We start from the raw sequence: 24,752 nt of genomic DNA, 5'->3' as shown, positions 1-24,752 counted from the left end.
GTCGATAGACGGTCGTGCATGAGCGTCTATACACTTGTGTCGACATGTATTCGCCGGCCCGCATCGTCCCCGCATGAGTGAACCGCCCCACCGGCCACCCGCTCCGTTGCCGCCGCGGCTGTCCGTCTCGCATTGGCTCCGGGCACCGGCGGTGACCGTGGTGGTCATCGTCTGCGCGCTGGCCTTCCTGCTGGCGAACATGCTCCGGCTCCCGTTGTGGGGCGCCGGCGGCCTGGCGGGCCTGGAGCTCTTTTTCGACCTGGTCGTGGTGCTGCTGGGGTTCATGTCGGTGGCCCTGTCGCTGCACACGCTCGAGCTGGAGCCGGACCGGCGGGTCCATCTGCTGGCCGCAGGGATCGCCGTGGCGGCAGTCGCCAATTTTCTCCATGCGATGCTGCTGCAGGCGTTCGCCGCCTCGCCAGCGCCGGCTGGCCAGCAGGACATGTCGGCCTTCTACGAGCTGTGCGCCCGGCTGGTGGAAGGCCTGGCGTGGTCGATGTATGCCTTCGGCCTGCGCATGCGCGGGCGGGGCACGCTCTGGGCGGCAGGGGCGTGCGTGCTGGCCCTGGTCCTGGCGTGGCTGGGGGCAGGGGCGCTGCCCGCCCGCCTCGCATTGGCTTCTGGCCCGAGCCACGGCCTGGGCCTGCAGTGGCTGAGCACGGCGTGCCTGGTGGTGGCGGCGCTCATGCTCTGGCGCGGGCGCCAGCTGCCCGGCGCGGGCCGCGACCGGGAGCTGGCCTGGTCGGCCGCCGTGCTGGGGCTGGCCCAGCTCGTGGCCCTGCTGCCTTCCAGCAACTGGCCGCAGGCGGCGGAGCTGGTGTCCCATGGCCTGCGCGTGCTGGCCTATGCGCTGCTGTTCCAGGCCATGTACACCTCGGGCATTCGCCAGCCCTTCCTGCGTGCCCGCGAGATCGAGGCCCAGCTGCGCGACAGCGAGATGCGGCTGCACCTGCTGGGCCGCAATCTGCCCGACAGCGTGACCTACCAGTTGCTGCGCGACCACGACGGCCAGCGCCGCTTCGTCTACATGGGCGAGGCGGTGGAGCGCCTGGTGGGCGTGCGCGCCGAGGATGCGCTGCGCGACCCGGCCCTGCTCTACGACCGCATCCGGGCGAGCGACCGCGTGCTGAACGACCGGGTGGAGGAGCAATCCTTCCAGTCGATGCGGGTGAGCGACAACGTGGTGCGGGTGGTGCGCACGGACGGGCAGGTGCGCTGGATCCGCATGAGTTCGTCGCCGCGCGCGCTGCCCGACGGCCGGGTCATCTGGGACGGCGTGGCGACGGACGTGACCGAGCAGCGGGAACACGAACGGCTCGCCCGCCGTCGCGGTGCGCAGCTCGACGGGCTCTTGCGCAACCTGCCCGGCGGGGTGGCCCGCATCGGCGCCGACCTGCGGCTGCTCTACGTGAACCCCTTGCAGGCGCAGTGGCTCGGCACCGACGTCGGCGCGCTCGAAGGGCAACTGCTGGGCGACGTGCTGCCCCCGGTGGTGCTGGCCCAGGCCATGCCGCACCTGCAGCGCGCGCTGGCGGGGCACACGGCGGTGTTCGAAAACCGCATCGACTATGCCGACGGGCCGCAGTTCCGCCACACCACTTTCGCGCCGGAATTCGGCCTCGACGGCGGCGTGGTGGCGGTGGTCAGTTTTGCCTACGACCTCACCGCCCAGCGCCGCCTGGCCTCCGAGCTGGAGCAGCAGAGGGGCCGCCTGGCCGTGCTGGTCAACTCGATCCCCGACATGGTGTCGCTCAAGGATGCAGGCGGCCGCTACCTGCTGACCAATCCGGCCTTCGAGCGCTGGGTCGGCCGGCCCGAGCGCGAGATCGTCGGCCAGACCGACGACGCCCTATGGCCGCCCGCCGAGGCGCTCCGCATGCGCGAGCTGGACGCGCGGGCCATGGCGGCGTGGCACCCGCTCGTGGTCGAGGAAGAGCTCACGCTGGCCGAAGGCGGCACCTGCTGCTTCGAAACCATCAAGACTCCCATCCGCGACGCACAGGGCCGCGTCACCGGCCTGCTGGGCGTGTGCCGCGACATCACCGACCGCAAGCGCGCCGAGCAGGAGATCGAGCGGCTGGCCTTCTACGACGCGCTCACCAGCCTGCCCAACCGCCGCCTGCTGCTCGACCGGCTGCAGCGGGCCACGGCCGCGTCCCAGCGCCATGGCCGGCCCGGCGCGCTGCTGTTCATCGACCTCGACAATTTCAAGGACCTCAACGACACCCTGGGCCACGACATGGGCGACCGCCTGCTCGCGCAGGTCGCGCAGCGGCTGGTGCGCTGCGTGGGCGCGACCGACACGGTGGCCCGCTTCGGCGGCGACGAGTTCGTCGTCATGCTGGAGGATCTCGACGCCTCGACCACCGAAGCCGCGGCGCAGGCCGAGCAACTGGCCGACCGGCTGCTGGCCTGCCTGAACGAGCCGTTCGCGCTGGGGGCCCAGCAGCACTTCAGCACGCCCAGCATCGGCATCACCTTGTTCGGCGACCAGCCCTGCAGCGTGGACGAACTGCTCAAGCGTGCCGATCTGGCCATGTACCAGGCCAAGGCCGCCGGGCGCAACACGCAGCGGTTCTTCGACCCGAACATGCAGGCCCACGCCAATGCCCGCTCGCACCTGGAGGCCGACCTGCGCCAGGGCCTGGCGCGGGGCGAGCTGTGCGTGCACTACCAGCCCATCGTGGACGGCCGCACGCGCATCTGCGGCGCCGAGGCGCTGGTGCGCTGGCCCCACCCCGAACGCGGGATGATCAGCCCGGTCGATTTCATTCCGCTGGCCGAGCAGACCGGGCTGATCCTGCCGCTGGGCCGGTTCGTGCTCAAGTCCGCGTGCGAGCAGCTGGTGCGCTGGTCGCGCCATGCCGATACGCGCCATCTCACCGTCTCGGTCAACGTCAGCGCGCGGCAGTTCCGCCAGCCCGGCTTCGTGGGCGAGGTGCTGGACGTGCTGCGCGATACCGGCGCCGAGCCGCGCCGCCTCAAGCTCGAGTTGACCGAGAGCATGCTGCTGGGCGACATCGAGGACACCATCGGCCGCATGAGCCAGCTCCAGAGCGAGGGCGTCGGCTTTTCGCTGGACGACTTCGGCACCGGCTATTCGTCGCTCAGCTACCTCAAGCGCCTGCCGCTCGACCAGGTCAAGATCGACCAGGGCTTCGTGCGCGACGTGCTGACCGATCCCAACGACGCCGCCATCGTGCGCACCATCCTGGCCCTGGCCGACAGCCTGGACCTGAACGTGGTGGCCGAGGGGGTGGAGACCACAGGGCAGCTGTCGTTCCTGAAACTGCACGGCTGCAACGGCTTCCAGGGCTATCTCTTCGGCCGCCCCGGGCCCGCCGACGCGCTGGAGGCGGCCATGTCGGCGTCCCATTGAACGGCCCCACGCCAGCGGTTTGACGCAGCGCGGGTGCGCGCTCGACGGGCGCCCGCACAATCGCGGCATGCAGCAGAACAAACAGGTGGTGTTGATCGCCGGCGGCGGGATCGGCGGTCTGGCGGCGGCCATCGCGGCTTCACGCGCCGGCTGTGCCGTGCGGCTCTTCGAGCGGGCGCCCGCCTTCGCCGAGGTCGGCGCCGGGCTGCAACTGGGTCCGAACGGCGTGCGGCGGCTGCGCGACTGGGGCCTGGAGCGCGCGCTGCAGGCCGTCGCGGCCTTCCCCGAACGCCTGCAGGTGCGCAGCGCGGTGACCGGCGCCGAACTGGCCGCCATGCCGCTCGGCGCCGACATCGCCCGGCGCTACGGTGCCGCCTACGCCACCCTGCACCGGGCCGACCTGCACGGGCTGCTGCTCGGGGCGGCGCAGTCGCAGGGTGATCTGCAAACGCATCTGGCCGATGCCGTGGCCCGGCACCGGCAGAGCGACGGGCAGGTCACCGTCACGCTCACGAGCGGCGCCACCGCGGCGGGCGACGTGCTGATCGGCGCCGACGGCCTGCGCAGCGTGACGCGGGCGCAGTTGCTGGGCGAGCAGGCCGCCCGCGCCTCGGGGCATCTCGCCTATCGTGCCATGGTCCGGCAGGCCGACCTGCCCGCTGCGCTGCGCACGGCGCAGGTCACCGCGTGGCTGGGGCCGCGGCTGCACGTGGTGCAGTACCCCGTGCGCCGGGGCGAGTGGATGAACATAGTGGCGATCCGCCATGGCACCCCGCCCGCCGACCTGGACGGGTGGGACCATGCCGCCAACGCCGCCGACCTGGAATCCGCCCTGTCGGGCACCTGCGCGCCCTTGCAGGACACGGTGCGCGCCGTGCCACGGGCCGGCTCAGGCTGGCGCCTCTGGCCGCTGTCCGACCGCCCGCCGGTGCGCGGCCCGCTCGATCTGGCCCGAGGCCGGGTGGCCCTGCTGGGCGACGCGGCGCACCCCATGCGGCCCTATCTCGCCCAGGGCGCGGGCATGGCCATCGAGGACGCGGCGGCCCTGCAAGCCGCTCTGGAGGCGGCGGGCACGCCCATGGCGGACCGGCTGCGCCACTACGCCAGCCAACGCTGGCAGCGGGTGGCCCGGGTGCAGGCGCGCGCGCAGCGCAACGGCCGCATCTTCCATGCCGTGGGGCCGGTGCGTTGGGGGCGCGACTTGGCGCTGCGCTGGGGTGGCGCGCGGCTGCTGGATCTGCCCTGGCTATATGGCGGATGAGCCCGCACGCTGAAGCAGCCGGTTCGAAGGCGGGTGTTTTAAGTTGGCCCCCACCGACAACCCACGCGCGGTGCCGGGGCTGCAAGCCTGGAGCCTCGCCATGCTGGCGGGCCTGATGCTGGTACTGGCCACGGTACTGCGCCGCAAGGTGGGCTGATCGGGGCCGTCGAGCGGCTGGGCGCGGTAAAGGCACCGCTGCGCCGCGCTCCCGGTGGCCGCACATGGCGGCCCACTGCACCGGGTTTGCGATGAAGGTCCTGGCTGGCGCCCTTGCAAGGGCGCCAGGCTCACATGGCCTTGAACAGGTGGGCGTACAGCCGGCTCACCGCCAGCCGCTCGGGGCGGGCGTGCAACTGCAGGTGCAGCCGCCCGGATTCATCGCGCAGCGCGGCGGCCACCGCGTCGGCCCGCACCACGGTTCCCCGGTGGACTTGCCAGAACTGTTGCGCATCCAGCTGCGCGGCCAGCTCCTTCAGGGGGGTGCGCACCAGGTATTCACGCGAAGCCGTGAGCACGCGCACGTACTTGTCGGCCGCCTCGAAGTAAATCACATCGCGCACCGGCACCAGATGGATCTGGGTGCCCACACCGGCCTGCAGCATCTGCAGCGGCTCGCCCACGCGGTGGGGCGCGGCGGCCGCCCCGGCTGACGCCAGAGGCAGGGCGGTGAGCGCCCGCAACTGCGCCAGTACCGCCTCCAGCGCGCCCGATTCGGCGCGGGTGTCCGGTCCGGCGCTGCGGCCGGGCTCGGCGCCCGGCGCCATGGCCGCGGCAGCCGGTGGCAGGGCACCCCGCAGCCGTTGCACCGTGCGCAGCAGGCGCTGAGGTTGTATGGGCTTCAGCACGTAGTCGATAGCCTGCGCTTCGAAAGCCTGCACCGCGTACTGGTCGTAGGCGGTCACGAAGACCAGGGCGGGAAAGGGCGCACCTTCGGGCCATGCGTCGGCCAAGGCATGGGCCGCGTCCAGCCCGTCCTGGCCCGGCATGCGGATGTCGAAGAACAGCACGTCGGGTCGCCGCGCCAGCGCCTCGCGCACGGCGGAATGGCCGTCGCCGACGCTCGCCACCACCTGCAGCTCGGGCCAGGCGCTCGCCAGTTCCTGGCGCAGCGCCTCGGCCAGCAGGGGTTCGTCCTCTGCGATCAGCGCACGGGGTGGTCGAGCTGGCATGGCGGCAGGTCCTGTGATGGCGGTGGGGTCTGTGGTTTCAAGGGAAATACGACGGTAGCGCTTGTCCCGCCTGCACTGGGTGCTATCAATTGGATAGTGGCGTGCGTTCCGTAGAGCGTCGCCAGGCGCTCGCGCACCTGCACCAGGCCGAACGCGCCGCCCTCGGCGGTCGGCGTGCCCGCGGCTGGCGCCGTCCAGCCCGGCGGCAGGCCGGCGCCATCGTCCTGCACGGTCAGCTCCAGCCGCTGCGGCAGATCGGCGGTGGCGTCGATCAGCCGGGCGCGCACGGTGATGCGGCCACCCGCCAGCACCGGCTCCAGCCCGTGGCGGATGGCGTTTTCCACCAGCGGCTGCAGCAGCAGCGGCGGCACCGGCACGGCCTGCAGCGCGGCGGGCAGATCGAGTGTGAAAGCCAGGCGAGGGCCCATGCGCACGGCCATCAGCTCCAGGTAGTCGCCCAGCCGGGCGAACTCATCGGCCAGCGGATGCAGGGTGACGCGGGAGGCGCCGAGCGTGGCCCGCAGGTAGTCGATGAGGTGGTCCAGCATCGCCTGGGCGCGCCGGGGGTCGCTGGCCACCAGCACCCGCAGATTGGCCAGCGTGTTGAACAGCATGTGCGGCTCCAGTTGCGACTGCAGCAGCGCCAGCCGGGCTTCGGCGGCGTCGCGCTGCGCCTGGGCCACGCTGGCGATGAGGAACCGCGCCTTGCCCTGGCTGTAGAAGAAGAAGGACAGGGCCACGCTGGCGAGGAGGGTGATGACCAGCGGAGAGCTCAGCATCAGCGGGGAGGCGAAGTGGGTCAGATGCAGCGGGCGGCCGCTGTACCAGCTGCCCACCGCCATGCCGACGCAGTACCCGAACACGGAGCCGGCGCCCACCAGCAGCCAGCCTTGCAGCCCGCGCCCGCCGCCGGGCCAGGGAATGGCGCGGCGGCGCGAGAACCACAGCCGCGAGAGGTCGATGCTGAGCCAGCTGCACAGGCCGATGGACAGCGAATAGACCAGGTTCTCATCCAGCCGCGCGTGGCCTACCAAGGTCAGGCCCGTGGCGATGAGCACGGAGCAGGCCACCACGAGCGCGCCATGGCGCAGGAGTTCGGATCGGGTTTGCGGCTGCATGGGGTGCTTGGGGTCGAAGGGGGAATGGGTGGGTAGCGGCGACGGAGGGTGGCGAGCCCGCGGCCCTGATTGTGCGGGGCCGGCGAAGTGAGCGAATCGGCAGGTCTACAGGACCGGTCTAAAGGTCGGCGGGCGGGCCGCGTCATCGTTGCACGATCGAACGCATGTCTCGCCACGCAGCCGCGCCGGGCCGTCCGGTGGCACCCAGCGCCAGGCTCCAGAGCCGGATCGCCCGTGCCAGGAAGCAACCGGTGCCCACGCCATAGGCGGCGGCCACGGCCAGCACGAAGCCGGCGCCGTGCCGGGCGCCCAGCGCCGTTTCCAGCCCCACGGCATATTTCAGGCCGAACAGCGCCAGGATCAGCAGCAGTGGCGCGGTGCTGCCCGGCAGATGGAAGCGCCGCGCCGCGCGTTCATACCGCGTGCCGGCCGGTGCATCGGGGCGAAGCCACCGCAGCAGGCCGCTGGTGGCGGCGGCCAGGGCCAGCCACATTGCCAGCGGCAACCAGATCATGCCGCCAGCGCGCCCGACCGACACCACCCCCCAGGCGCCAAGCCCGGCCATGGCCAGCGGCAGCGCCACCGAACGCACCAGGCCCACGCTGCGCGGCCGCAGTTGTGACAGTCCCCAGGCCACCAGTGCGGCCAGCAGCAGCCACACCCACCCGGGCGTGGCACGGAGGGCGGCCGCCAACGCCTGGGGGCGGTGCATGACGAGATCGAGCAGCATGGCGATGAATCCTTTGCAAGCCCCTGAACGGTGGGGCGCCAGCGCACTGTCCGCCGCGGCCGGCGCGCTCGCCATCGCCGTGAGACGAATCCGCCGGGCGGCGGCGCGAACCGCGGCGCAGCGGTGCCAGCGGTGGCAGCGGTGCAAGTGGTGCCAGTGGCGCGTGGGGCGATGAATGCGGCTCGCACACGGCGCCGTCACGCCCTGCGCACATAATTCCGGGCTTTGGAACTGATGCAGAGATCTCCGTGGACATTGTTTTGCTGCTGAAGGCCGCCGTCATGGGCGTGGTCGAAGGCTTGACCGAGTTTCTTCCCGTGTCCTCGACGGGCCACCTCATCCTCGCCGGCGCGCTGCTCGGCTTCGACGACGACAAGGCCAAGGTCTTCGACATCGCCATCCAGACGGGCGCGATCTTCGCGGTGATCCTCGTCTACTGGCAGAAGATCCGCGCCACGCTGGTCGCGCTGCCCACGCAGCGGCAGGCGCAGCGCTTCGCGCTCAACGTGCTGATTGGCTTCCTGCCGGCGGTGGTGCTGGCGCTGCTGGTGGGCAAGGCCATCAAGGCCCATCTGTTCACGCCCACGGTGGTGGCCAGCACGTTCATCATCGGCGGCTTCATCATCCTCTGGGCCGAAAAGCGCCCGCGCACCGCCATCCGCGTGGAGTCGGTGGACGACATGACCCCGCTCGACGCGCTCAAGGTGGGCCTGGTGCAGTGCCTCGCCATGGTGCCCGGCACCAGCCGCAGCGGCGCCACCATCATCGGCGGCATGCTGCTGGGCCTCTCGCGCAAGGCCGCGACCGACTTTTCGTTCTTCCTGGCCATCCCCACGCTGATCGGCGCGGGGGTCTACAGCCTCGTCAAGGAACGCCATCTGCTTGCCTGGTCCGATGCGCCCATGTTCCTCACCGGCCTGGTATTCGCCTTTGTCAGCGCGCTGGTCTGCGTGCGCTGGCTGCTGCGCTACATCAGCACGCACAGCTTCGTGCCGTTCGCCTACTACCGCATCGTGTTCGGCGTGATCGTGCTGTGGACGGCCTGGAGCGGGGCGGTGGCCTGGGTGGACTGACCTCCCGGGCAAGGGGGGGCGCGGGCAGCCGCCGTCAGGGCCTTGCGCTCGCCGCACGTCCTGCGGCGTCAGCTCGACGACAGCGCCAGGTCGCCCGTGTTGCGGCGCACGCAAAACCGGCCGCTCTGCTTGCCGTGGTACATCGCGGCGTCGGCCAGCTTGATGAGCGTGGCCGCGTCGTGCGCGTCGGTCGGCGCCAGCGCATAGCCGATGGTCAGGCCCACCCGGATCTCGTGCGTGCCCACGGCAAAAGGCTGGCGGAAGGCGCCCAGCAGCTTGTGGCCCAGCTCGTGCGCCTGCTCGGGGTCGGGCAGTTCCCCAGCCATCACCACGAACTCGTCGCCACCGATGCGTGCCACGGTGTCAGCATGGCGCAGGTGCTCGCGCAGCCGCGCCGTCACCGCGACCAGCAACTGGTCGCCCACGTCGTGGCCATACTGGTCGTTCACCGGCTTGAAGCCGTCCAGATCGAGCACGTACACCGCCAGCAGCCCGCCCGCGCGCGACTTGGGCAGCGCGGCATGCAGGGCGATGTCGAGGCCGCGCCGGTTGGGCAGATCGGTCAGCGGGTCGCTGTGCGCGAGCGAGCGCATGGCGTCGCGTTCGTGCTGGGCGCGCGCGGCTTCGTGCCGAAGCTCCGCCGTGCGCAACCCCAGCATGCGCATGAAAAGCAGCATGTCGACGGCCGAGCTGAGCTGAAAGAGGTGCATCGTCCAGCCATTGGCCGGTAGCCGGCCTTGCACCAGCAGGCCCAGGGCGATGGCGCCGAGCAGGTAGATGCCCCAGGCGGTGAGCAGCGTGCCGCCCAGCGGGTCGCGCCGGGCCACCAGCCGCAGCGCGGCCGGCACGCTGATGATGGAGGGCAGCGGACCAAGCACGCTCAGCACCATCATCGCCCCGCGCGTGGTGAGGATGTCCAGCAGAAAGGCCACCCCGCAGGCGGCCGTGGCGCAGGCCCCCGCCCGCATGATGCGCAGGATGCGCGAACCCGGCTGCAGCTGCTGGAGCACATGGCCCATGAAGAGAAACGACGCGGTGGCGGCCGCACTGCTGAGCAGCACGCCGATGTGCTGCTCCATCCACAGATGGCCGGGCCACAGAAACTGTCCGCCCACGCCGAAGAACTGCAGCGAGAAGCCGGCACTGCCCGTCACCAGCACCGCGTAGTAGCCGAACAGGCGCTGGCGCAGCGTGATCCACTGCGCGAGGCTGTAGACGATCAGGCAGGCCGCCAGTCCGGCGAACAGGCCTTGCAGCATCTGCTCGCGCAGGGCCAGCGGATGGAGCAGGTGCTTCTCGCCGATGGTGATGGGCGCGATCATGCCGCCGCCGGTGCGCAGGCGGATGAAGAGTTCGTGGTCTGCCCCGGGGGCGACATCCAGGTCCAGCGCCGGCGTGCGCCAGTGCAGTGTCCGCCCCGCCAGCGGCTGCAGGTTGCCCAGCGCGGCATGCTGGCGCACGCTGCCGTCGCGCACCAGATAGACGTCGATCTCGTGCAGCAGGGGATAGTCGATGTTGACCGTCCGTGACACCGGGCTGCCTGCAGGCCCCGCCGGCACGCGCAGGACCAGGCGCAGCCAGACCGCATCGGTGCGCACCCCGAGCGAGCCGGCGGGCCTGGTGACGGCGCCGAAGGCCCCGAGCTCGCGCATCACGTCATTCACGGTCAGTTCCCGCGTCGGGTCGGACCGCATCGAGAGATAGGGCCAGGCGCTGGTCGGCGCGGCACCGGGCGGCAGCTCCAGCACCGGCTGGGCCAGCGCGCCGGGGCCGCAGAACAATGCCCACAGGAGCGCCAGCATCCACCCGATCCGCCCCGCCCGTGACGCGCCGGCCGCCCATGGCGCCGATCCGGCTTGAAGGCTGGGCCGGGCACCGGCGGTGGGTGCGGCGGGGAAGACGCTACGAAGCGGCGACGGCATGGCAGGGTGGGGCGAGGCGAAGCGGGGCGGGGCGGAACCGATCGGCTGGATGGTCGGTCTGTCGGTCAGCGAGGCATGCCGGAGGCAGCGGCCGGCGCGCCGCCGGTTCCGTGCGTGCCCGCCGACAACCAGGATCCGGTGGTCGTCAATCGGTCCTCGAGGCGATTGAGCCACCGGGGGGCTCGCGGGTCATCGCTCCAGCCCGCCACGCACCGTCCCAGCTGGTGCAGCACCTGGGCGGGCAGCTTGAGCGGACGGGTCTGGTCCATCAGCATCTTGACCAGCAGGTGGTAGCCCAGCACCCGCGTGAAGCTGCGCGACAGGGAGAACTGCGGCCAGACCCAGCGCGCCACGGTGTCCACCAGGCGGCACGCGCCGAGCAGCGCCCAGAACAGCAGCCACGAAGGCCAGGGCGCACGCTGCCGGTTCAGCGCCAGCTCGGCGGACGTGGCCCGGCCGCACAGGTAGCGCGTCATCAGGCGAGGGAATGGGCGCGCGATGCGCCACGGAATGGCCTGCTCCATGGTCGTCATCAAGGCGGCGGCCAGGGCGGGCCGGGCGTCCGGCTGCGTCACCTGGGCGCGTCCGCGGGCCTGCAGGCGCTCCAGCAGGTCGGCGGCCTCGTCCATGGTGTGGGCCATCAGCGAATTGTCGATGCCCAGCACGTGGCCGACCACGTTCCAGGCGTGCAGGTAGGCCTCTTCGTCGGCCGCCGTGAAGGCCAGCCCCAGGCGGCGCAGGCTGCGCAGAAAGACGTAGCCGAAGGTGAGCAGCGTGTACGCCAGTTCGGCCTGGTTGCAGGGCAGGCCGTCGCGCCCCACGTGCCAGCCGTGGGTGTAGAGCGTCTGGTAGAGGCTTGCATCGGCAGGCCGCTCGAGCGGCGGCACCTCGCCCACGGGCCGCCCCGGCACGGGCGCGCCGCGCAGGATCAGGTGGCGGATGGTGGCGTGGATCAGCCGCACCTTCAGCACCTGGGCCACGCCGGCGCCGTCCGCCCGCGTCAGGCCGCCGTGCATCATCACCGGGAAGATCATGGCCGCGGTGGAGCGGATGCGGTGCTCGGTGTGCTGCTCGAGCTCGCCCGCCACGTGCAGCACGCTGGCCAGATCGGGAATCACGTAACACTCCGGCAGGCTGGAGCAAAACAGCAGCACGCACGACAGCGCGCCGTGGTCCATGAAGAGCGCCTCGGCCCGCTCCACCCGTTCCGCGTCGGCCCAGGACGGAAGCGCGTGGCCCGCCTGGAGGTACGACTGCAGCGCCTGGGCGATGTCCGGCGGCGTACCCGCGGGCGCCTGCCAGCCGGCGAGCGAGGCGTTGTCGGTCCAGGTGGCGAAGAGCTGGTTGACGCAGGCGATGCGCTCCCAGGGCGCGCCCGACGGGTCGCTGCCTGCCGACTGCGGCGCCAGGATGCGGGCGATGGTGTCGTCCGCGAGCGGATCGGCCTGCCAGGGCTGGGCGTCCAGCAGCGCATCGGTGATGCGGGCAGCGGCGGCCTGCCGCGTCATGCGGCGCCTCCGCCCAGGGCACGGGCCGCGCACGGAGCGGAGCGCTGGCCCGGGGCGATGCGCCCCGTGGGCAGGAGGCACGCCCGGACAGGCAGCACGAAGGCGAGGGCGGGCATCGCGAAGGCGGTCATCGGCGTATCACACTGTAACGATGATGCAGTGTAGAGGATGCGCCGGCCAGGCAGAGGCGACTGCGGCCTGCAAGCCGCTCACCATCGGCGTGTGTCCCGCCGCGCCGGCGGCTTCAGCGTCAGCTTCGCGCGGCGCCGTCCCGCGACACCGCCGCCAGGTTCAGCAGCGCGGCCTCGATGGCGGCAGCCGTGACGATGGGCTGCTCCATGGGAAAGAGGTGGCTGCCATCCACCAGCGCGATGCGGCCCTGGGTGATGCGGCGGGTCATCGCCATGCCGACCTGGCGCATCTCCTGCGATGCCAGCCCGCCGATGAAGGCGGCCGGGCAGCGCAGCGGGTGGCTGCGCAGCAGGCGGTCCAGGTCGTGCGGGATGGTGTTGTAGATCGCGGTCTCCACCGCCCGGTCGAACGCCAGCAGGCGCTGGCCGTCCTCGTCGCGCAGCGCGTGAGTGACGTAGTCGCGCAGCACCTGTTCGTCCCACTGGGCGAAGGCCTTCTTGCGGCGGAAATGCTCGAACGCCTCGTCGCTGCTGGCCCAGCTGTTGCGCCGCGCCCGGCTGATCTTGCCCGGCGACACCGAACCCACGAGCTGCGTGCGCTTGGCGACCTGGAGCGCGCTGGCGCGCCAGCCGCTCAGCAGCGGGGAATCGAGCAGCACCACCGCCCGCGCCAGGTGCGGGTGGCGCGCCGCCGCCATCACGCTGAGAAAGCCGCCCAGCGAATGCCCGACCAGGAAGGCGGGCTCGCCCGTGCGCTGCTGCTCGCCCTCGGCAAAGTCGGCCAGCTGCTGCACCAGGCGCGGCCAGTTGTTGGTGACGGGGTAGCGCTCGTCGTGGCCGAACTGCTCCACGGCGCTGACCTCGAACCCGCGCCGGCGCAGCTCGGCGAAGAGCACGCGGTAGGTGCTGGCCGGGAAGCTGTTGGCGTGCGAGAAGACGATGCGGGGCATGTGGCGTGCGGGGCTGTGCGGCGCGGTGCGCGGCACCGGCTGGGCCGGGTCAGAAGGTGTGAATGAATCCGGCGCGCCCGAGCGGGCTGCACAAACGCGTACCGTCAAGGCGCAAAGCGCAGCCATGGCTTGGGCTATGGCGAGCATTTGCAACGCCGAGGGGGCGTGTTTTTGCGGTGCGAGCGGGCATGGCGGGTTCTTTCATACCTTCTCAGATCAGCTTGTCGCGCGGATTGGTGATCTTGCGGATCGGCCGGCTGCGCGTGGGGTCCACGCAGATCGGCACCTCGGTGGCGCCGCCGGCCCATTCCGGGTCCTCGATGCTGTCGAACACCTCGCGCAGCTTCTGCCCCCAGCTGTTGTGCAGCATGCGGAAATAGGGGTTGTTCTCGTCAATACAAACGATCTTGTCCGTGGCAAAGCGGCCTTCTTCATACACCACCAGGTCCAGCGGCAGCCCGACCGAGAGGTTGGACTTGAGCGTGCTGTCCATCGACACCAGCGCGCACTTGGCGGCTTCGTCCAACGGGGTCTCGGGCGTCAGCACGCGGTCGAGTACCGGCTTGCCGTATTTGGATTCACCGACCTGGAAATACGGCGTTTCGGAGGTCGCCTCGATGAAGTTGCCCGCCGAGTAGACCTGGAAGAGGCGCATGCCCTCGCCCTGGATCTGCCCGCCCAGCACCAGCGAGACGTTGAAGTCCACCCCCGCGCGCTTGAGCGCCAGGCCGTCGCGGTCGTGCACCCGGCGCACGGCCGCGCCGAGCACGCGGGCCACGTCGAACATGCTGGTGGCGTTCCAGAGGGTGATCGGCTCGCCGTCCTCCTCGGGGCTGGCGATCTGTTCGACCTGCAGGATCTCGCGCACCGATTGCGAGATACTGAGGTTGCCCGCCGACAGCAGCACCATGAAGCGGTCGCCGGTCTTCTCGTAGATCATCATCTTGCGGAAGGAGCTGATCTGGTCCAGGCCAGCATTGGTGCGGGAGTCGGAGAGGAACACCAGTCCGGCGTTGAGTTTGATGGCGACGCAGTACGTCATGGATGGGTGCGGTCCGAGCAAAAGACGCAAGTGTAGGGCGTGTGATCCGGCCGCAGGGGGGCCGGTCTCGCGGCGGCGCTGGCATTTGGAACATGTTGACGGTCTCGGCGCTGGTGATCGCCGCCGCCTCGCGGTGCATGGCGCGGCGGCGAATGCGCACGGAATCGGTGCATTTTGTGTACAAAAACGTGGCGCTATTGCATGCAAAACATGGCACGCCGTTTGCGTAGGTGTCGCCCATGCAAGCGAAATCACTCCATCCGGTTCCTGCCGCCATCGAAGTCGTTGCGCTCACCAAGCGGTATGCGCGGGGCAAGCCCGCGGTGGACAGCATCGACCTGCGCATCGAAAGCGGCAGCTACTGCTGCCTGCTGGGCCCCTCCGGCTGCGGCAAGAGCACCACGCTGCGCATGATCGCCGGGCATGAAACGGTGAGCAGCGGGGACGTGCTGCTGGACAACCGCAACATCACCGAGTTGCCCGCGGCGGCGCGCGGCACGGCCATGATGTTCCAGAGCTTCGCGCTGTTCCCGCACCTCTCCGCGCTCGACAACGTGGCCTTCAGCCTGAAGATGAAGGGCGTGCCCCAGGCCGAGCGCCGCGCCCGGGCCGCCGCGCTGCTCGAGCGCGTGGCCATGGGCCACCTGATGGAGCGCAAGCCGGCCGAGCTGTCTGGCGGGCAGCAGCAGCGGGTGGCGCTGGCCCGCGCGCTCATCACGCAGCCGCGCGTGCTGCTGCTGGACGAACCCCTCTCCGCGCTCGACCCGTTCCTGCGCATCCAGATGCGCGCCGAGCTGCGGCGCTGGCAGAAGGAGCTGGGCCTGACGTTCATCCACGTCACGCATTCCCAGGAGGAAGCCATGGCGCTGGCGGACACGATGGTGGTGATGAACCACGGCGTGATCGAGCAGGTGGGCTCGCCGTACGAGGTCTACAACCGGCCCGCCAACGAATTCGTGGCCCGCTTCATGGGCGGGCACAACGTGATCGACACGCCGCAGGGCAAGGTGGGCGTGCGCAACGACCAGCTGGGCGTGCTGCCCGAGGGCGCAGTGCCGCCCGAAGGCTCCATGCACATGTCCGCCGTGGTGACCGACGTCGAGTACCAGGGGCCGTACGTGCTGCTGGGCCTGCAGCGCGCCGGGGCCTCCCTCTCCGCCCACGCCACGGCGGAGTATTCCGTGATGGTGCCCGAATCGGTGCATCTGCAGCAGCCCTGCGAGGTGGGCCAGCCGGTGCTGCTGCACTGGCCCCCGGCCCGGGCGCATCCGCTGCAGGCCGCGGCCTGACCGCCTGCGCCACCATTGCCTCGGCTTCCCGGCCGTCCTGTTTCTCCCCGGCTTCGCAAGAAGTTTTCTCTCCTCCCGTTCGCTTTCTTCCAAGGAGTTTTCACCATGTCCGATGTGATCGCAGATTCCGCCGCCCTCCACGTTTGCGGCATGCAGCGCCGCTCCCTGCTCAAGGGCACGGCGGGCATCCTGGCCGCCGGCGTCTTTCCGGCCGTCCACGCGCAGGAAAAGATCGTGCTGCGCTACCTGGGCACGGCCGTGAACCAGGACAAGGCGATCGCCGAGAAGTTCAAGGCCGATACCGGCATCGAGATCCAGTACGTGGCGGTCACCACCGACGACGTGACCAAGCGCGCCGTCACCGCGCCCAACAGCTTCGATCTGATCGACACCGAGTACTTCTCGCTCAAGAAGATCGTGCCCACGGGCAACCTCAAGGGCATCGACAGCAAGCGCATCAAGAACGCCGACAAGATCACGCCCCTCTTCACCAAGGGCGAAGTGGGCGGCAAGGCCGTGGGCGACCAGGGCACGGCGCCCAAGAAGGTGATCTACCTCGAGGGCGAGAAGAGCAAGGTCTTCGCCAAGAGCCCGACGCAGTTCATGAGCCTGATTCCCACCGTCTACAACGCGGACACGCTCGGCATCCGGCCCGACCTCATCAAGCGCCCGATCGATTCGTGGGCCGAGCTGCTGAATCCCGAATTCAAGGGCAAGGCGGCGATCCTGAACATTCCTTCCATCGGCATCATGGACGCGGCGATGGTGGTCGAGGCCATGGGCCTCTACAAGTACCCCGACAAGGGCAACATGACCAAGAAGGAAATCGACCTCACCATCAAGACGCTGATCGAGGCCAAGCGCGCCGGCCAGTTCCGCGCGCTGTGGAAGGACTTCAACGAGTCGGTCAACCTGATGGCCTCCGGCGAGGTGGTCATCCAGTCGATGTGGAGCCCCGCCGTCACCGCCGTGCGCACCAAGGGCGTGGCCTGCAACTTCCAGCCGCTCAAGGAAGGCTACCGCGCCTGGGCCGCGGGCTTCGGGCTGCCCGCCACGCTCTCGGGCCGCAAGCTGGACGGGGCCTACGAATTCATCAACTGGTTCCTCGACGGCTGGGCCGGTGCCTACCTCAACCGCCAGGGCTACTACAGCGCCGTGCTGGAGACCGCCAAGGCCAAGATGGAGCCCTACGAATGGGCGTACTGGATGGAAGGCAAGCCCGCCACCCAGGACATCAAGAGCCCGGGCGGCGAGGTGCTGGCCAAGGCCGGCGCGGTGCGCGACGGCGGCAGCTACGAAGCGCGCATGGGCGGCATCGCCTGCTGGAACGCGGTGATGGACGAGAGCAACTACATGGTCCAGAAATGGAATGAGTTCGTGGCGGCCTGACCGATGCCGCCGGGCGGCGTTCGCCGCTGCCCGGCGGCATGCCGCCCGCATCTCCTGCCGCGTTCCCCTTGCACGCCTTCTTCACGCCATGAGCTCACCTTCGACCGCCCCACCCGCCGCTGCCGCAGTCCCCGGTCGCCGCATCGCCGCCTGGTGGCAGGCCGCGCCGTTCACCGCGGTCTTCGTGCTGTTCTTCCTGATTCCCCTGGCGCTGATCGCCATGGTCAGCTTCTGGGACTTCAACGAATACGAGCTGCTGCCCGGCTTCACGTTCAAGAACTACGTGGCGATCTTCGATGGCTGCGCCAACCTGGCCGATGCGTGCACCACGCTGCGCACCTACTACTCCACCCTCAAGTTCAGCCTGCTGGTGTGGCTCATCACGCTGGTGCTGGGCTTCGCGGTGGCGTATTTCCTCGCCTTCCACGTGCGCTCGGCCGGCATGCAGACGCTGCTCTTCGTACTGTGCACCGTGCCGTTCTGGACGTCCAACGTCATCCGCATGATTTCGTGGGTGCCGCTGCTGGGCCGCAACGGGCTGGTGAACCAGACCCTCATGGAGCTGCACCTGGTCGAGCAGCCCATCGAATGGCTGCTGTTTTCCGACTTCTCCGTGGTGCTGGCCTTCGTGCATCTCTACACCATGTTCATGATCGTGCCCATCTTCAACAGCATGATGCGCATCGACCGCAGCCTGCTGGAGGCGGCGAGCGACTCCGGCGCCTCCGGCTGGCAGACGCTGTGGAACGTGATCGTGCCGCTGTCGCGTACCGGCATCCTCATCGGTTCGATCTTCGTCATCACCATCGTGATGGGCGACTTCGTCACCATCGGCGTCATGGGCGGGCAGCAGATCGCCTCGGTGGGCAAGATCATCCAGGTCCAGACCTCGTACCTGCAGTTCCCGCTGGCGGCGGCCAATGCGGTGATCCTGCTGGCCATCGTGCTCATGATCATCTGGGGCCTGACCCGGCTGGTCGACATCCGCAAGGAGCTCTGAGATGCGCACCCGCGAACCCCGCCCTCTCGGCTTCTGGCTGCTGGCCATCGTCTTCGCCCTGTTCGTGTTCTTCATGTACGGGCCCATGCTCGTCATCTTCGTGCTGAGCTTCCAGGGGCCCGAGGGCGGGCTCACCTTTCCCATGCGCGGCGTGTCGCTGCACTGGTTCCGCAAGCTGGCCGAAGGATTGGGCGTGGTCGACATCGGCGCCGCACTGCTGCGCTCGCTGGGCCTGGGGCTGGCGGTAATGGCGTGCACCGTGGTGCTGTCGGTGCTGGCCGGGCTGGCGTTCCGCAAGAAGCTGCGCGGCGGGAACCTGCTCTTCTTCGTGGTGGTGGCCAGCCTCATCATGCCGTCGATCATCGTGTCGCTGGGCATCGGGCTGGAGTTCCGTCTGCTGGACTCCGCCATCAAGGCCCTGCTGGGTGCCGTGGGCATGGAAAGCGCGCTGGAGGGCTACGGCACCTCGCTGGGTCTCTTCACCTCGGCCCTGGGCGCGCATCTGACCTGGACGCTGCCGTTCGGCCTGCTCATCATGTTCGCGGTGTTCAACCGCTTCAACCCCGCCTACGAAGAGGCCGCCCGCGACCTGGGCGCCACGCCGTGGCAGGGCTTCGTACACGTGGTGCTGCCGCTCATCGCGCCCTCGGTGGTGGGCATCGGCATGTTCGGCTTCACGCTCAGCTGGGACGAGATCGCCCGCACCTCGCAGGCCATCGGCGACGTCAACACGCTGCCGCTGGAACTGCAGGGCCTGACCAGCACGGTGACCACGCCGGCGATCTACGCCCTGGGCACGGTGACCACGCTGGTGTCGTTCGTGGTGATGGCTTGCGCGCTGGCCTGGGTGCGGGTGCTGGGCCGCAGGCGCGAGGGCCGGGCCGCATGACGGCCGAAGGCGCAACCCCCCGGGCGGCGAAGCCCCCGCAGCGGCGCACGCGGGCCCAGGCCACCGCGGCCGGCAGCGCCCGCCCCGCCAACGTGCCGAGCGAGGGCGACATGTACGACCGCCTCGTCTCCGCCATCCTCGACCACCGGCTGCCGCCGGGCACCAAGCTGGTGGAAGACAAGCTGGCCACCGCGTTCGGCGTGTCGCGTACCCGGGTGCGGCCGGTGCTGGTGCGCCTGGCCAGCGAACGGGTGGTCACGCTCACGCCGCACCGGGGCGCCGTCATCGCCGAGCCCACCCTGCAGGAGGCCCGCGAGGTGTTCGAGGCCCGCCGCCTGATCGAGCCCCGCGTGGTGGCGCTCTTCATCGGCGCGGCCAGCGAGGCCGACATCGCCCGGCTGCGCCGCTGCATCGAAGACGAAGAGGCGGCGCGGGAGGCCGGGGACATGCGCCGGGCCATCCGGCTCTCGGGCGACTTCCACCTGCACATCGCCCAGGCGGCGCGGCACGAGACGCTCGCCCGCATCCTGCGCGAGCTGGTGTCGCGTACCTCGCTCGTGCTCATGACCTACAGCCCCAGCCATGCCCGCGCGCGCAGCGACGCCACGGCCTGCGGCTGCCGCGAGCACCGGGCCCTGCTCGACGCCATCTACCTGCGCGACGCGCCCGAGGCCGCCCGCCGCATGCTCGACCACCTGCAGCGGCTCGAGGCGCTGATAGAGGTGGCCCCGCCGCCGCCCGATGCGCCGGACCTGGCCAGCCTGCTCGGGCCGGCTGCCTGACCCGCATCCGCCCCATGAAGCCCACCGCCATGCGCCAGCTGCTCGTCATCAACCCCAACACCTCCGCCAGCGTCAGCGCGCTGCTGCAGCACCACGTGCAGGCGGCGGCCGGCGCGCAGGTGGCGGTGCGCACCGTCACCGCCCGTTTCGGCGCGCCCTACATCGCCTGCGAGGCGAGCTACGCGGTGGCCTCGCACGCCGCGCTCGACGCCTGGGCCGCCACGCGGGCGCCAGCCGGCGCGCCGGCGCCTGATGCCGTGTTGATCGGCTGCTTCGGCGACCCGGGCCTGATGGCGCTGCGCGAAAGTTGCCCGGTGCCGGTCACCGGGCTGGCCGAGGCCTCGTTCATCGAGGCCGCCCGCCACGGCCGGTTCGCCATCGTCACCGGCGGCGAACGGTGGGGGCCCATGCTGCAGCGCCTGGCCCAGGCGTTGGGGCACGCTCCGGCGCTGGCGGGCATCCGCACCGTCGCGCCGACCGGGGCCGAGCTGGCGGCGGACCCTGCGGCCGCGCGGGCCCTGCTGGGCGAGGCCTGCCGCGCCGCGGCGGACGAGCTGGGCGCGCAGGCCGTCGTGCTGGGCGGTGCAGGCCTGGCCGGCATGGCCGCGGCCGTGCAGGGCGAGGTCGGCGTGCCGGTGATCGACAGCGTGATCGCGGGTACCCGGTGGGCGCTGCGCTGCGGCGCAGAGCCCGCCGCAGGCCCGAGCCCCATCGGCGCGGTGGCGTGGCAGGGCGTGTCGCCGGAGCTGGCGGCGCTGGGCCGCCGTGAACCCGGTGTGCTATCTATTTGATAGCTGCTCGCGCAGGTGCGACGGGCGCCGGCGGGTCAAAAGGCTTGAAAACCCGAGGAGTTGCGACGCTCACGCCATGCCCTGCGCCAGCCGCTTGAGCTGGTAGAGCGCATCCAGCGCCTCGCGCGGGCTCAACGCGTCGGGGTGGATGGCGTCCAGCGCGGCCTCCACGGCGCTCAGGCCCGCGGCCGGGTCGTCGGGCGGCAGCGCGAACAGGTCCACCTGCGCCTGGCCCTCGCCGGCCCGCTCTTCCAGCGCGGCCAGCGTGTGCCGCGCATGGTTGAGCACCGGCGCGGGCACGCCCGCCAGCTTGGCGACGTGGATGCCGTAGCTGCGGCTGGCCGGGCCGGGCTGGATCTCGTGCAGGAAGGCGATCGATGCGCCCGTCTCCGTCGCGCCCACGTGCACGTTGATGGCGTGCTGGTGGCGCGCCGACAGCTCGGTCAGCTCGAAGTAGTGGGTGGCGAAGAGCGTGAAGGCCTTCGTGCGGTCGTGCAGGTGGGTGGCGATGCCGCTGGCCAGCGCCAGCCCGTCGAAAGTGCTGGTGCCGCGGCCGATCTCGTCCATCAGCACCAGGCTGTGCGGCGTGGCGGCGTGCAGGATCTGCGCGGCCTCGGTCATCTCCAGCATGAAGGTCGATTGCGCGTTCGCCAGGTCGTCGGCCGCGCCGATGCGGGTGTGGATGGCGTCTATGGGCCCCAGCCGGCAAGCCGTGGCCGGCACGTGGCTGCCCATGCTGGCCAGCAGCACGATCAGCGCCACCTGCCGCATGTAGGTCGACTTGCCGCCCATGTTCGGGCCGGTGATGACCTGCATGCGCGTGTTGGCATTGAGCCGCGTGTGGTTGGGAATGAAGGCGCCCGAGGACGTCTCGGCCAGGCGCGCCTCCACCACCGGGTGGCGGCCGGCCTCGATGTCGATGCAGGGCTCGTTCACGAACTGCGGGGCGCACCAGTTCAGCGTGAGCGAGCGCTCGGCCAGCGTGCACAGCACGTCCAGCGTGGCCAGCGCCTGGGCCAGGCGGGCGAGGGCGGGCACGTGCGGCTGCAGCTGGTCGAGCACCTGTTCGTAGAGCCACTTCTCGCGCGCCAGGCCGCGCTCCTGCGCCGACAGTGCCTTGTCCTCGAAGGCCTTCAGCTCCGGCGTGATGAAGCGCTCGGCGTTCTTCAGCGTCTGGCGGCGGCGGTAGTCGTCCGGCACGCGGGCCACGTGGCTGCTGGTGACCTCGATGTAGAAGCCGTGCACCTTGTTGAACTGCACCCGCAGGTTGGCGATGCCGGTGCGGGCGCGCTCGCGGGTCTCCAGGTCCAGCAGGAAGTCGTCGCAGTGGGTCTGGATGCCGCGCAGCTCGTCCAGCTCGGCGTCGAACCCGGCCGCGATCACGCCGCCGTCACGCACCAGCGCCGCCGGCTCTTCGTGGATCGCGGTGCGCAGCAGCGTGCTGCAGTCGACCGGCGGCTGCAACTGCTCGAAAATCTGGGCCAAAAACGGCTCCGGCGCTTGATGTGATTGCGCGAGCAGCTCTGCTTTTTGTAGCGTCTTGCACAGGCCGACCAGCTCGCGGGGCCGCACCTGCCGCAGCGCGATGCGGGCGGTGATGCGCTCCACGTCGCTCACGCCGCGCAACTCGGCGCGCAGCACGCTCCAGGGGCCGGCGCCCGAGCCGTTGCCGCGCAGCGCCGCCGTGGCCGCCAGGCGCTGGCGGGCGTCGGTGCGGTCGCGGCGCGGCTCCAGCAGCCAGCTTTTCAGCAGGCGGCTGCCCATGCCGGTCATGCAGGTGTCCAGCAGCGAAAAGAGCGTGGGCGCGTCTTCGCCGCGCAGCGTGCGCACCAGCTCCAGGTTGCGGCGCGTGGCCAGGGGCAGGGCGATGAGCTCGTCATTGCGCTGCACCCGCACGCTCTGCACGTGCGTGAGCGCGCGGCCCTGGGTGTGCTCGGCGTACGACAGCAGCGCGGCCGCCGCCGCATGCGCATGGCCCAGCGCCTCGGCGTTCCAGGCAGCCAGGCTGGAGGCCTGCAGGTGCTCCAGCAGCTTGCGCTCGCCGAGAGCGCCGTCGAACTGCCAGTCCGGCCGCAGGCTCAAGGGGCAGGCCAGGGCGCCGCTCTGGCGCAGCGCCTGCAGCTGCTGCTCGAAGCGCTCGCTCACCCCGGCGCTGTAGATCAACTCGCTGGGCGCCACGCGGGCCAGCCAGGCGCCGACCTCGTCGTGGCTGCATTCGGCCAGGTGCACCACGCCCTGCGTCACCGACAGCCAGGCCAGGCCGCAGCGCGCCCGCGCCCCCTGGTGCACGGCCAACAGCATCGACTCGGCCTTGTCGGACAGCAGTTCGCTGTCCGTCAGCGTGCCGGGCGTGACGACCCGCACCACCTTGCGCTCGACCGGGCCCTTGGCGGCGCCCACTTCGCCCACCTGCTCGCAAATGGCGACCGACTCGCCCATCTTGATGAGCCGGCCCAGGTAGGTCTCCAGCGCATGGAAGGGCACGCCGGCCATCACCACCGGCTGCCCGGCCGACTGGCCGCGCTGGGTGAGCGTGATGTCGAGCAACCGCGCGGCCTTTTCGGCGTCTTCGTAGAACAGCTCGTAGAAGTCGCCCATGCGGTAGAGCAGCAGCGTGTCGGGGTGCTGCGCCTTCAGGCCCAGGTACTGGGCCATCATGGGGGTGTGGGCGGGAGAGGCGGGCATTTCCATGGGGTCAGATCACTTGCGGTGGCCAGGTCCGTCCGGCGGGGGCGGGCGCTGGCGCGCGGCGCACGGTGCGCCTGAAGGGTCGACATTGTGCATGGGCGGCCCCGGCCCTCTATCGTCGGCATGCTCCTACCCGCCGCACCGCGCCGCTGCCCGCAGCTTTGGCCAGAACCCGCTGGCGGAGTCGGCCGCCGGCGGGGCTGCAGCGCAGCGGGCCGTGAGCCCGGCTTCCGATGCTGGATCTGAACGGAGGTTTCATCCATGGACCCACATGACCACGAAGACCCGCGCCGCCACTGGCCGGAGCGGGATCAGGACGCAGGCCGTTCCGGCCGCCAGGCCGAGCAGTGGAGCCGCCCGGGCGGCGACGGCCACCGCAGCACGCCGCAGGGCGGCCAGGAGCATGGCTTCCGGCGCTCGTCACGCCAGCACGACTACACGGCCGAGCACCACCAGGGCGGCGGCGACTACGGCAGCGGCGCCGACAACGAGCCGACGCTGTACGGCTCCGGTGCCTCTCGCGCCGGCTACGGCGGCTATGGGGGCGGGGGCTCGCGTGGCTACGGCGGCACGGGCGGGCAGGCAGCCAATGGTGGCTACAGCGGCCCGGGCGGCGGCGCGCGCGGGCTGGGCCCGCCGAGCGGCAGCGGCTACGGCGGCTATGAAGGCCGGCACCGCATGCAGGAGGGCCAGTGGCAGGGCCGGTCGGAGCCCGAGTGGGACGGCCGGTGGGGCAACGCGGAGCGATCGCAGCAGGGCGACGACTATCTGCGCGAGGCGGCCGAATCGGGTTACGGCCGCGGCGGTGGTCAGCCGCGAAACGGTCACGCCGGCGATGAGCGCGGCGCCAGCGGGCGCAATGCGCGCTCGGGCGGCCACCCCGACCCGGACTATCAGCGGTGGCGCGAGGAACAATTGCGCCGGCTGGACAGCGATTACGAAAGCTGGCGCAGCGAGCGTTACCAGAAGTTCTCGGAAGACTTCGACGCCTGGCGCAGCCAGCGGGCCCAGGCCGGCGCAAGCCCCGCGCCCGCCCCCTCGGCCACGCCGCAGGCCGGCGCGGACGGGAAGGAGCCGCCGGACAAGCCCTGACGGGCGGGGAATGACACCTCCGGAGGCCGGCCCCACAAGGCCCGGCTCCCTGGTGGGCCGGGCGGCTCAGGCCGCTGGGATCGGCCGCTTGTTCAGATAGGCCGGCAACACGCGGGCCACCTTCTGCAGTAGCGCGTACTCCTCGTCCGGCAGGGGGTGGCGTTCGGTGTCGAAATGGCAGAGCGTGCCGTAGAGCTCGCCGTGGTTGTCCAGCAGCGGCAGGCCATGGTAAGAGCCCATGACCCCCTGGTACTTGTGGCCGTCCAGCCGGCGGTCGCCGGCGGTGTCGTCGCAGGTGAAGCCGCCGTCGCGCATGACGAACTGGCAGAAGCTGTCGTGCAGCGGCACCGTCTCCAGGAAGTCGGGCGTGACCACCCCTTCCTTGTCGAACAGGTGCACGTTGCGCAGTACCGCTCCGTCCAGCCGGTAGACGGCCGTGTAGCGGTGGGGAACCCGGGCGTTCAGGAAGGCCAGCCCGGCCGGGCCGGTGGCTTCCAGCAGCGCCTTGTAGGCGTCGAGAGCCTCACGCATCGGATCGGAAAGCGCGCG

Annotated in this window: 20 protein-coding genes; 11 read left to right on the top strand and 9 right to left on the bottom strand. The window is 70.8% G+C overall.

Annotated features, from left to right (window positions below):
* Positions 1-73: 73 nt before the first annotated feature.
* From ABWV53_RS11230 to ABWV53_RS11220, 3 genes are all read left to right on the top strand, one after another.
* Positions 74-3,379: an EAL domain-containing protein gene (locus tag ABWV53_RS11230; protein WP_353365835.1), complete on the top strand. Its 3,306-nt coding sequence runs from the start codon at positions 74-76 to the stop codon at positions 3,377-3,379.
* A 67-nt stretch (positions 3,380-3,446) separates the two neighbouring features.
* Positions 3,447-4,640 (top strand): FAD-dependent monooxygenase, encoded by a 1,194-nt coding sequence (locus tag ABWV53_RS11225; protein WP_353365833.1) that lies wholly within the window; start codon positions 3,447-3,449, stop codon positions 4,638-4,640.
* Positions 4,641-4,683: 43 nt separating this feature from the next.
* Positions 4,684-4,797: an IPTL-CTERM sorting domain-containing protein gene (locus ABWV53_RS11220; protein ID WP_353365830.1), complete on the top strand. Its 114-nt coding sequence runs from the start codon at positions 4,684-4,686 to the stop codon at positions 4,795-4,797.
* Positions 4,798-4,927: 130 nt separating this feature from the next.
* Here the strand turns inward: ABWV53_RS11220 and ABWV53_RS11215 are convergent, their stop codons facing one another.
* The 3 genes from ABWV53_RS11215 to ABWV53_RS11205 all read right to left on the bottom strand — a co-directional run bounded on the left by ABWV53_RS11215 (position 4,928) and on the right by ABWV53_RS11205 (position 7,657).
* A complete protein-coding gene (locus ABWV53_RS11215; RefSeq protein ID WP_353365828.1) occupies positions 4,928-5,809 on the bottom strand; it encodes a LytR/AlgR family response regulator transcription factor in 882 nt (293 codons plus the stop codon).
* Complete coding sequence (locus ABWV53_RS11210; protein ID WP_353365826.1) at positions 5,782-6,927, bottom strand: sensor histidine kinase; 1,146 nt, start codon at positions 6,925-6,927, stop codon at positions 5,782-5,784. The genes ABWV53_RS11215 and ABWV53_RS11210 overlap by 28 nt, the downstream gene beginning before the upstream one ends.
* 142 nt (positions 6,928-7,069) lie before the next feature.
* Entirely contained in the window at positions 7,070-7,657 is a 588-nt protein-coding gene (locus ABWV53_RS11205) for a DUF6622 family protein (protein ID WP_353365824.1), read from the bottom strand.
* 248 nt (positions 7,658-7,905) lie between these two features.
* On the opposite strand from ABWV53_RS11205, the gene ABWV53_RS11200 reads away from it, so the two are divergent.
* Positions 7,906-8,730 (top strand): undecaprenyl-diphosphate phosphatase, encoded by an 825-nt coding sequence (locus tag ABWV53_RS11200; RefSeq protein WP_353365822.1) that lies wholly within the window; start codon positions 7,906-7,908, stop codon positions 8,728-8,730.
* A gap of 68 nt (positions 8,731-8,798) precedes the next feature.
* Here the strand turns inward: ABWV53_RS11200 and ABWV53_RS11195 are convergent, their stop codons facing one another.
* From ABWV53_RS11195 to ABWV53_RS11180, 4 genes are all read right to left on the bottom strand, one after another.
* Positions 8,799-10,532 carry a diguanylate cyclase domain-containing protein gene (locus tag ABWV53_RS11195; RefSeq protein ID WP_353365820.1) on the bottom strand — a complete coding sequence of 578 codons (1,734 nt, stop codon included), beginning with the start codon at positions 10,530-10,532 and terminating at the stop codon, positions 8,799-8,801.
* A 185-nt stretch (positions 10,533-10,717) separates the two neighbouring features.
* Complete coding sequence (locus ABWV53_RS11190; protein ID WP_353365818.1) at positions 10,718-12,160, bottom strand: oxygenase MpaB family protein; 1,443 nt, start codon at positions 12,158-12,160, stop codon at positions 10,718-10,720.
* A 250-nt stretch (positions 12,161-12,410) separates the two neighbouring features.
* Positions 12,411-13,241, bottom strand: coding sequence for an alpha/beta fold hydrolase (locus ABWV53_RS11185; RefSeq protein ID WP_353365816.1), 831 nt, complete (start codon positions 13,239-13,241; stop codon positions 12,411-12,413).
* Positions 13,242-13,452: 211 nt separating this feature from the next.
* The gene (locus ABWV53_RS11180) at positions 13,453-14,283 is read right to left on the bottom strand and encodes a proteasome-type protease (protein WP_353365814.1); all 831 of its coding nucleotides are present in this window, start codon (positions 14,281-14,283) and stop codon (positions 13,453-13,455) included.
* A gap of 239 nt (positions 14,284-14,522) precedes the next feature.
* On the opposite strand from ABWV53_RS11180, the gene ABWV53_RS11175 reads away from it, so the two are divergent.
* The 6 genes from ABWV53_RS11175 to ABWV53_RS11150 all read left to right on the top strand — a co-directional run bounded on the left by ABWV53_RS11175 (position 14,523) and on the right by ABWV53_RS11150 (position 20,423).
* Entirely contained in the window at positions 14,523-15,572 is a 1,050-nt protein-coding gene (locus ABWV53_RS11175) for an ABC transporter ATP-binding protein (RefSeq protein WP_353365812.1), read from the top strand.
* 105 nt (positions 15,573-15,677) lie between these two features.
* Positions 15,678-16,961 carry an ABC transporter substrate-binding protein gene (locus ABWV53_RS11170; RefSeq protein WP_353365810.1) on the top strand — a complete coding sequence of 428 codons (1,284 nt, stop codon included), beginning with the start codon at positions 15,678-15,680 and terminating at the stop codon, positions 16,959-16,961.
* 88 nt (positions 16,962-17,049) lie between these two features.
* Positions 17,050-17,961, top strand: coding sequence for an ABC transporter permease (locus tag ABWV53_RS11165; protein ID WP_353365808.1), 912 nt, complete (start codon positions 17,050-17,052; stop codon positions 17,959-17,961).
* Between the two features lies 1 nt (position 17,962).
* On the top strand, positions 17,963-18,850 hold the full coding sequence (locus ABWV53_RS11160) for an ABC transporter permease (protein ID WP_353365806.1): 888 nt from the start codon (positions 17,963-17,965) through the stop codon (positions 18,848-18,850).
* Entirely contained in the window at positions 18,847-19,632 is a 786-nt protein-coding gene (locus ABWV53_RS11155) for a GntR family transcriptional regulator (protein ID WP_502903871.1), read from the top strand. Before ABWV53_RS11160 ends, ABWV53_RS11155 begins: the two co-directional genes overlap by 4 nt.
* 29 nt (positions 19,633-19,661) lie before the next feature.
* Positions 19,662-20,423 carry an aspartate/glutamate racemase family protein gene (locus ABWV53_RS11150; RefSeq protein ID WP_353366703.1) on the top strand — a complete coding sequence of 254 codons (762 nt, stop codon included), beginning with the start codon at positions 19,662-19,664 and terminating at the stop codon, positions 20,421-20,423.
* Positions 20,424-20,492: 69 nt separating this feature from the next.
* Here ABWV53_RS11150 and mutS read toward each other — a convergent pair whose 3' ends face one another.
* Positions 20,493-23,114 carry a DNA mismatch repair protein MutS gene (gene mutS / locus ABWV53_RS11145; RefSeq protein WP_353365804.1) on the bottom strand — a complete coding sequence of 874 codons (2,622 nt, stop codon included), beginning with the start codon at positions 23,112-23,114 and terminating at the stop codon, positions 20,493-20,495.
* A 258-nt stretch (positions 23,115-23,372) separates the two neighbouring features.
* On the opposite strand from mutS, the gene ABWV53_RS11140 reads away from it, so the two are divergent.
* Positions 23,373-24,203: a hypothetical protein gene (locus ABWV53_RS11140; protein WP_353365802.1), complete on the top strand. Its 831-nt coding sequence runs from the start codon at positions 23,373-23,375 to the stop codon at positions 24,201-24,203.
* Between the two features lie 66 nt (positions 24,204-24,269).
* On the opposite strand, the gene ABWV53_RS11135 is transcribed toward ABWV53_RS11140, so the two are convergent.
* Entirely contained in the window at positions 24,270-24,734 is a 465-nt protein-coding gene (locus tag ABWV53_RS11135; protein ID WP_353365800.1) for a GAF domain-containing protein, read from the bottom strand.
* Positions 24,735-24,752: the final 18 nt, after the last annotated feature.

It is taken from the genome of Acidovorax sp. FG27 (assembly GCF_040365715.1).
Lineage (GTDB): Bacteria > Pseudomonadota > Gammaproteobacteria > Burkholderiales > Burkholderiaceae_C > Paracidovorax.
This window is presented reverse-complemented; position numbering and strand designations above follow the sequence as displayed.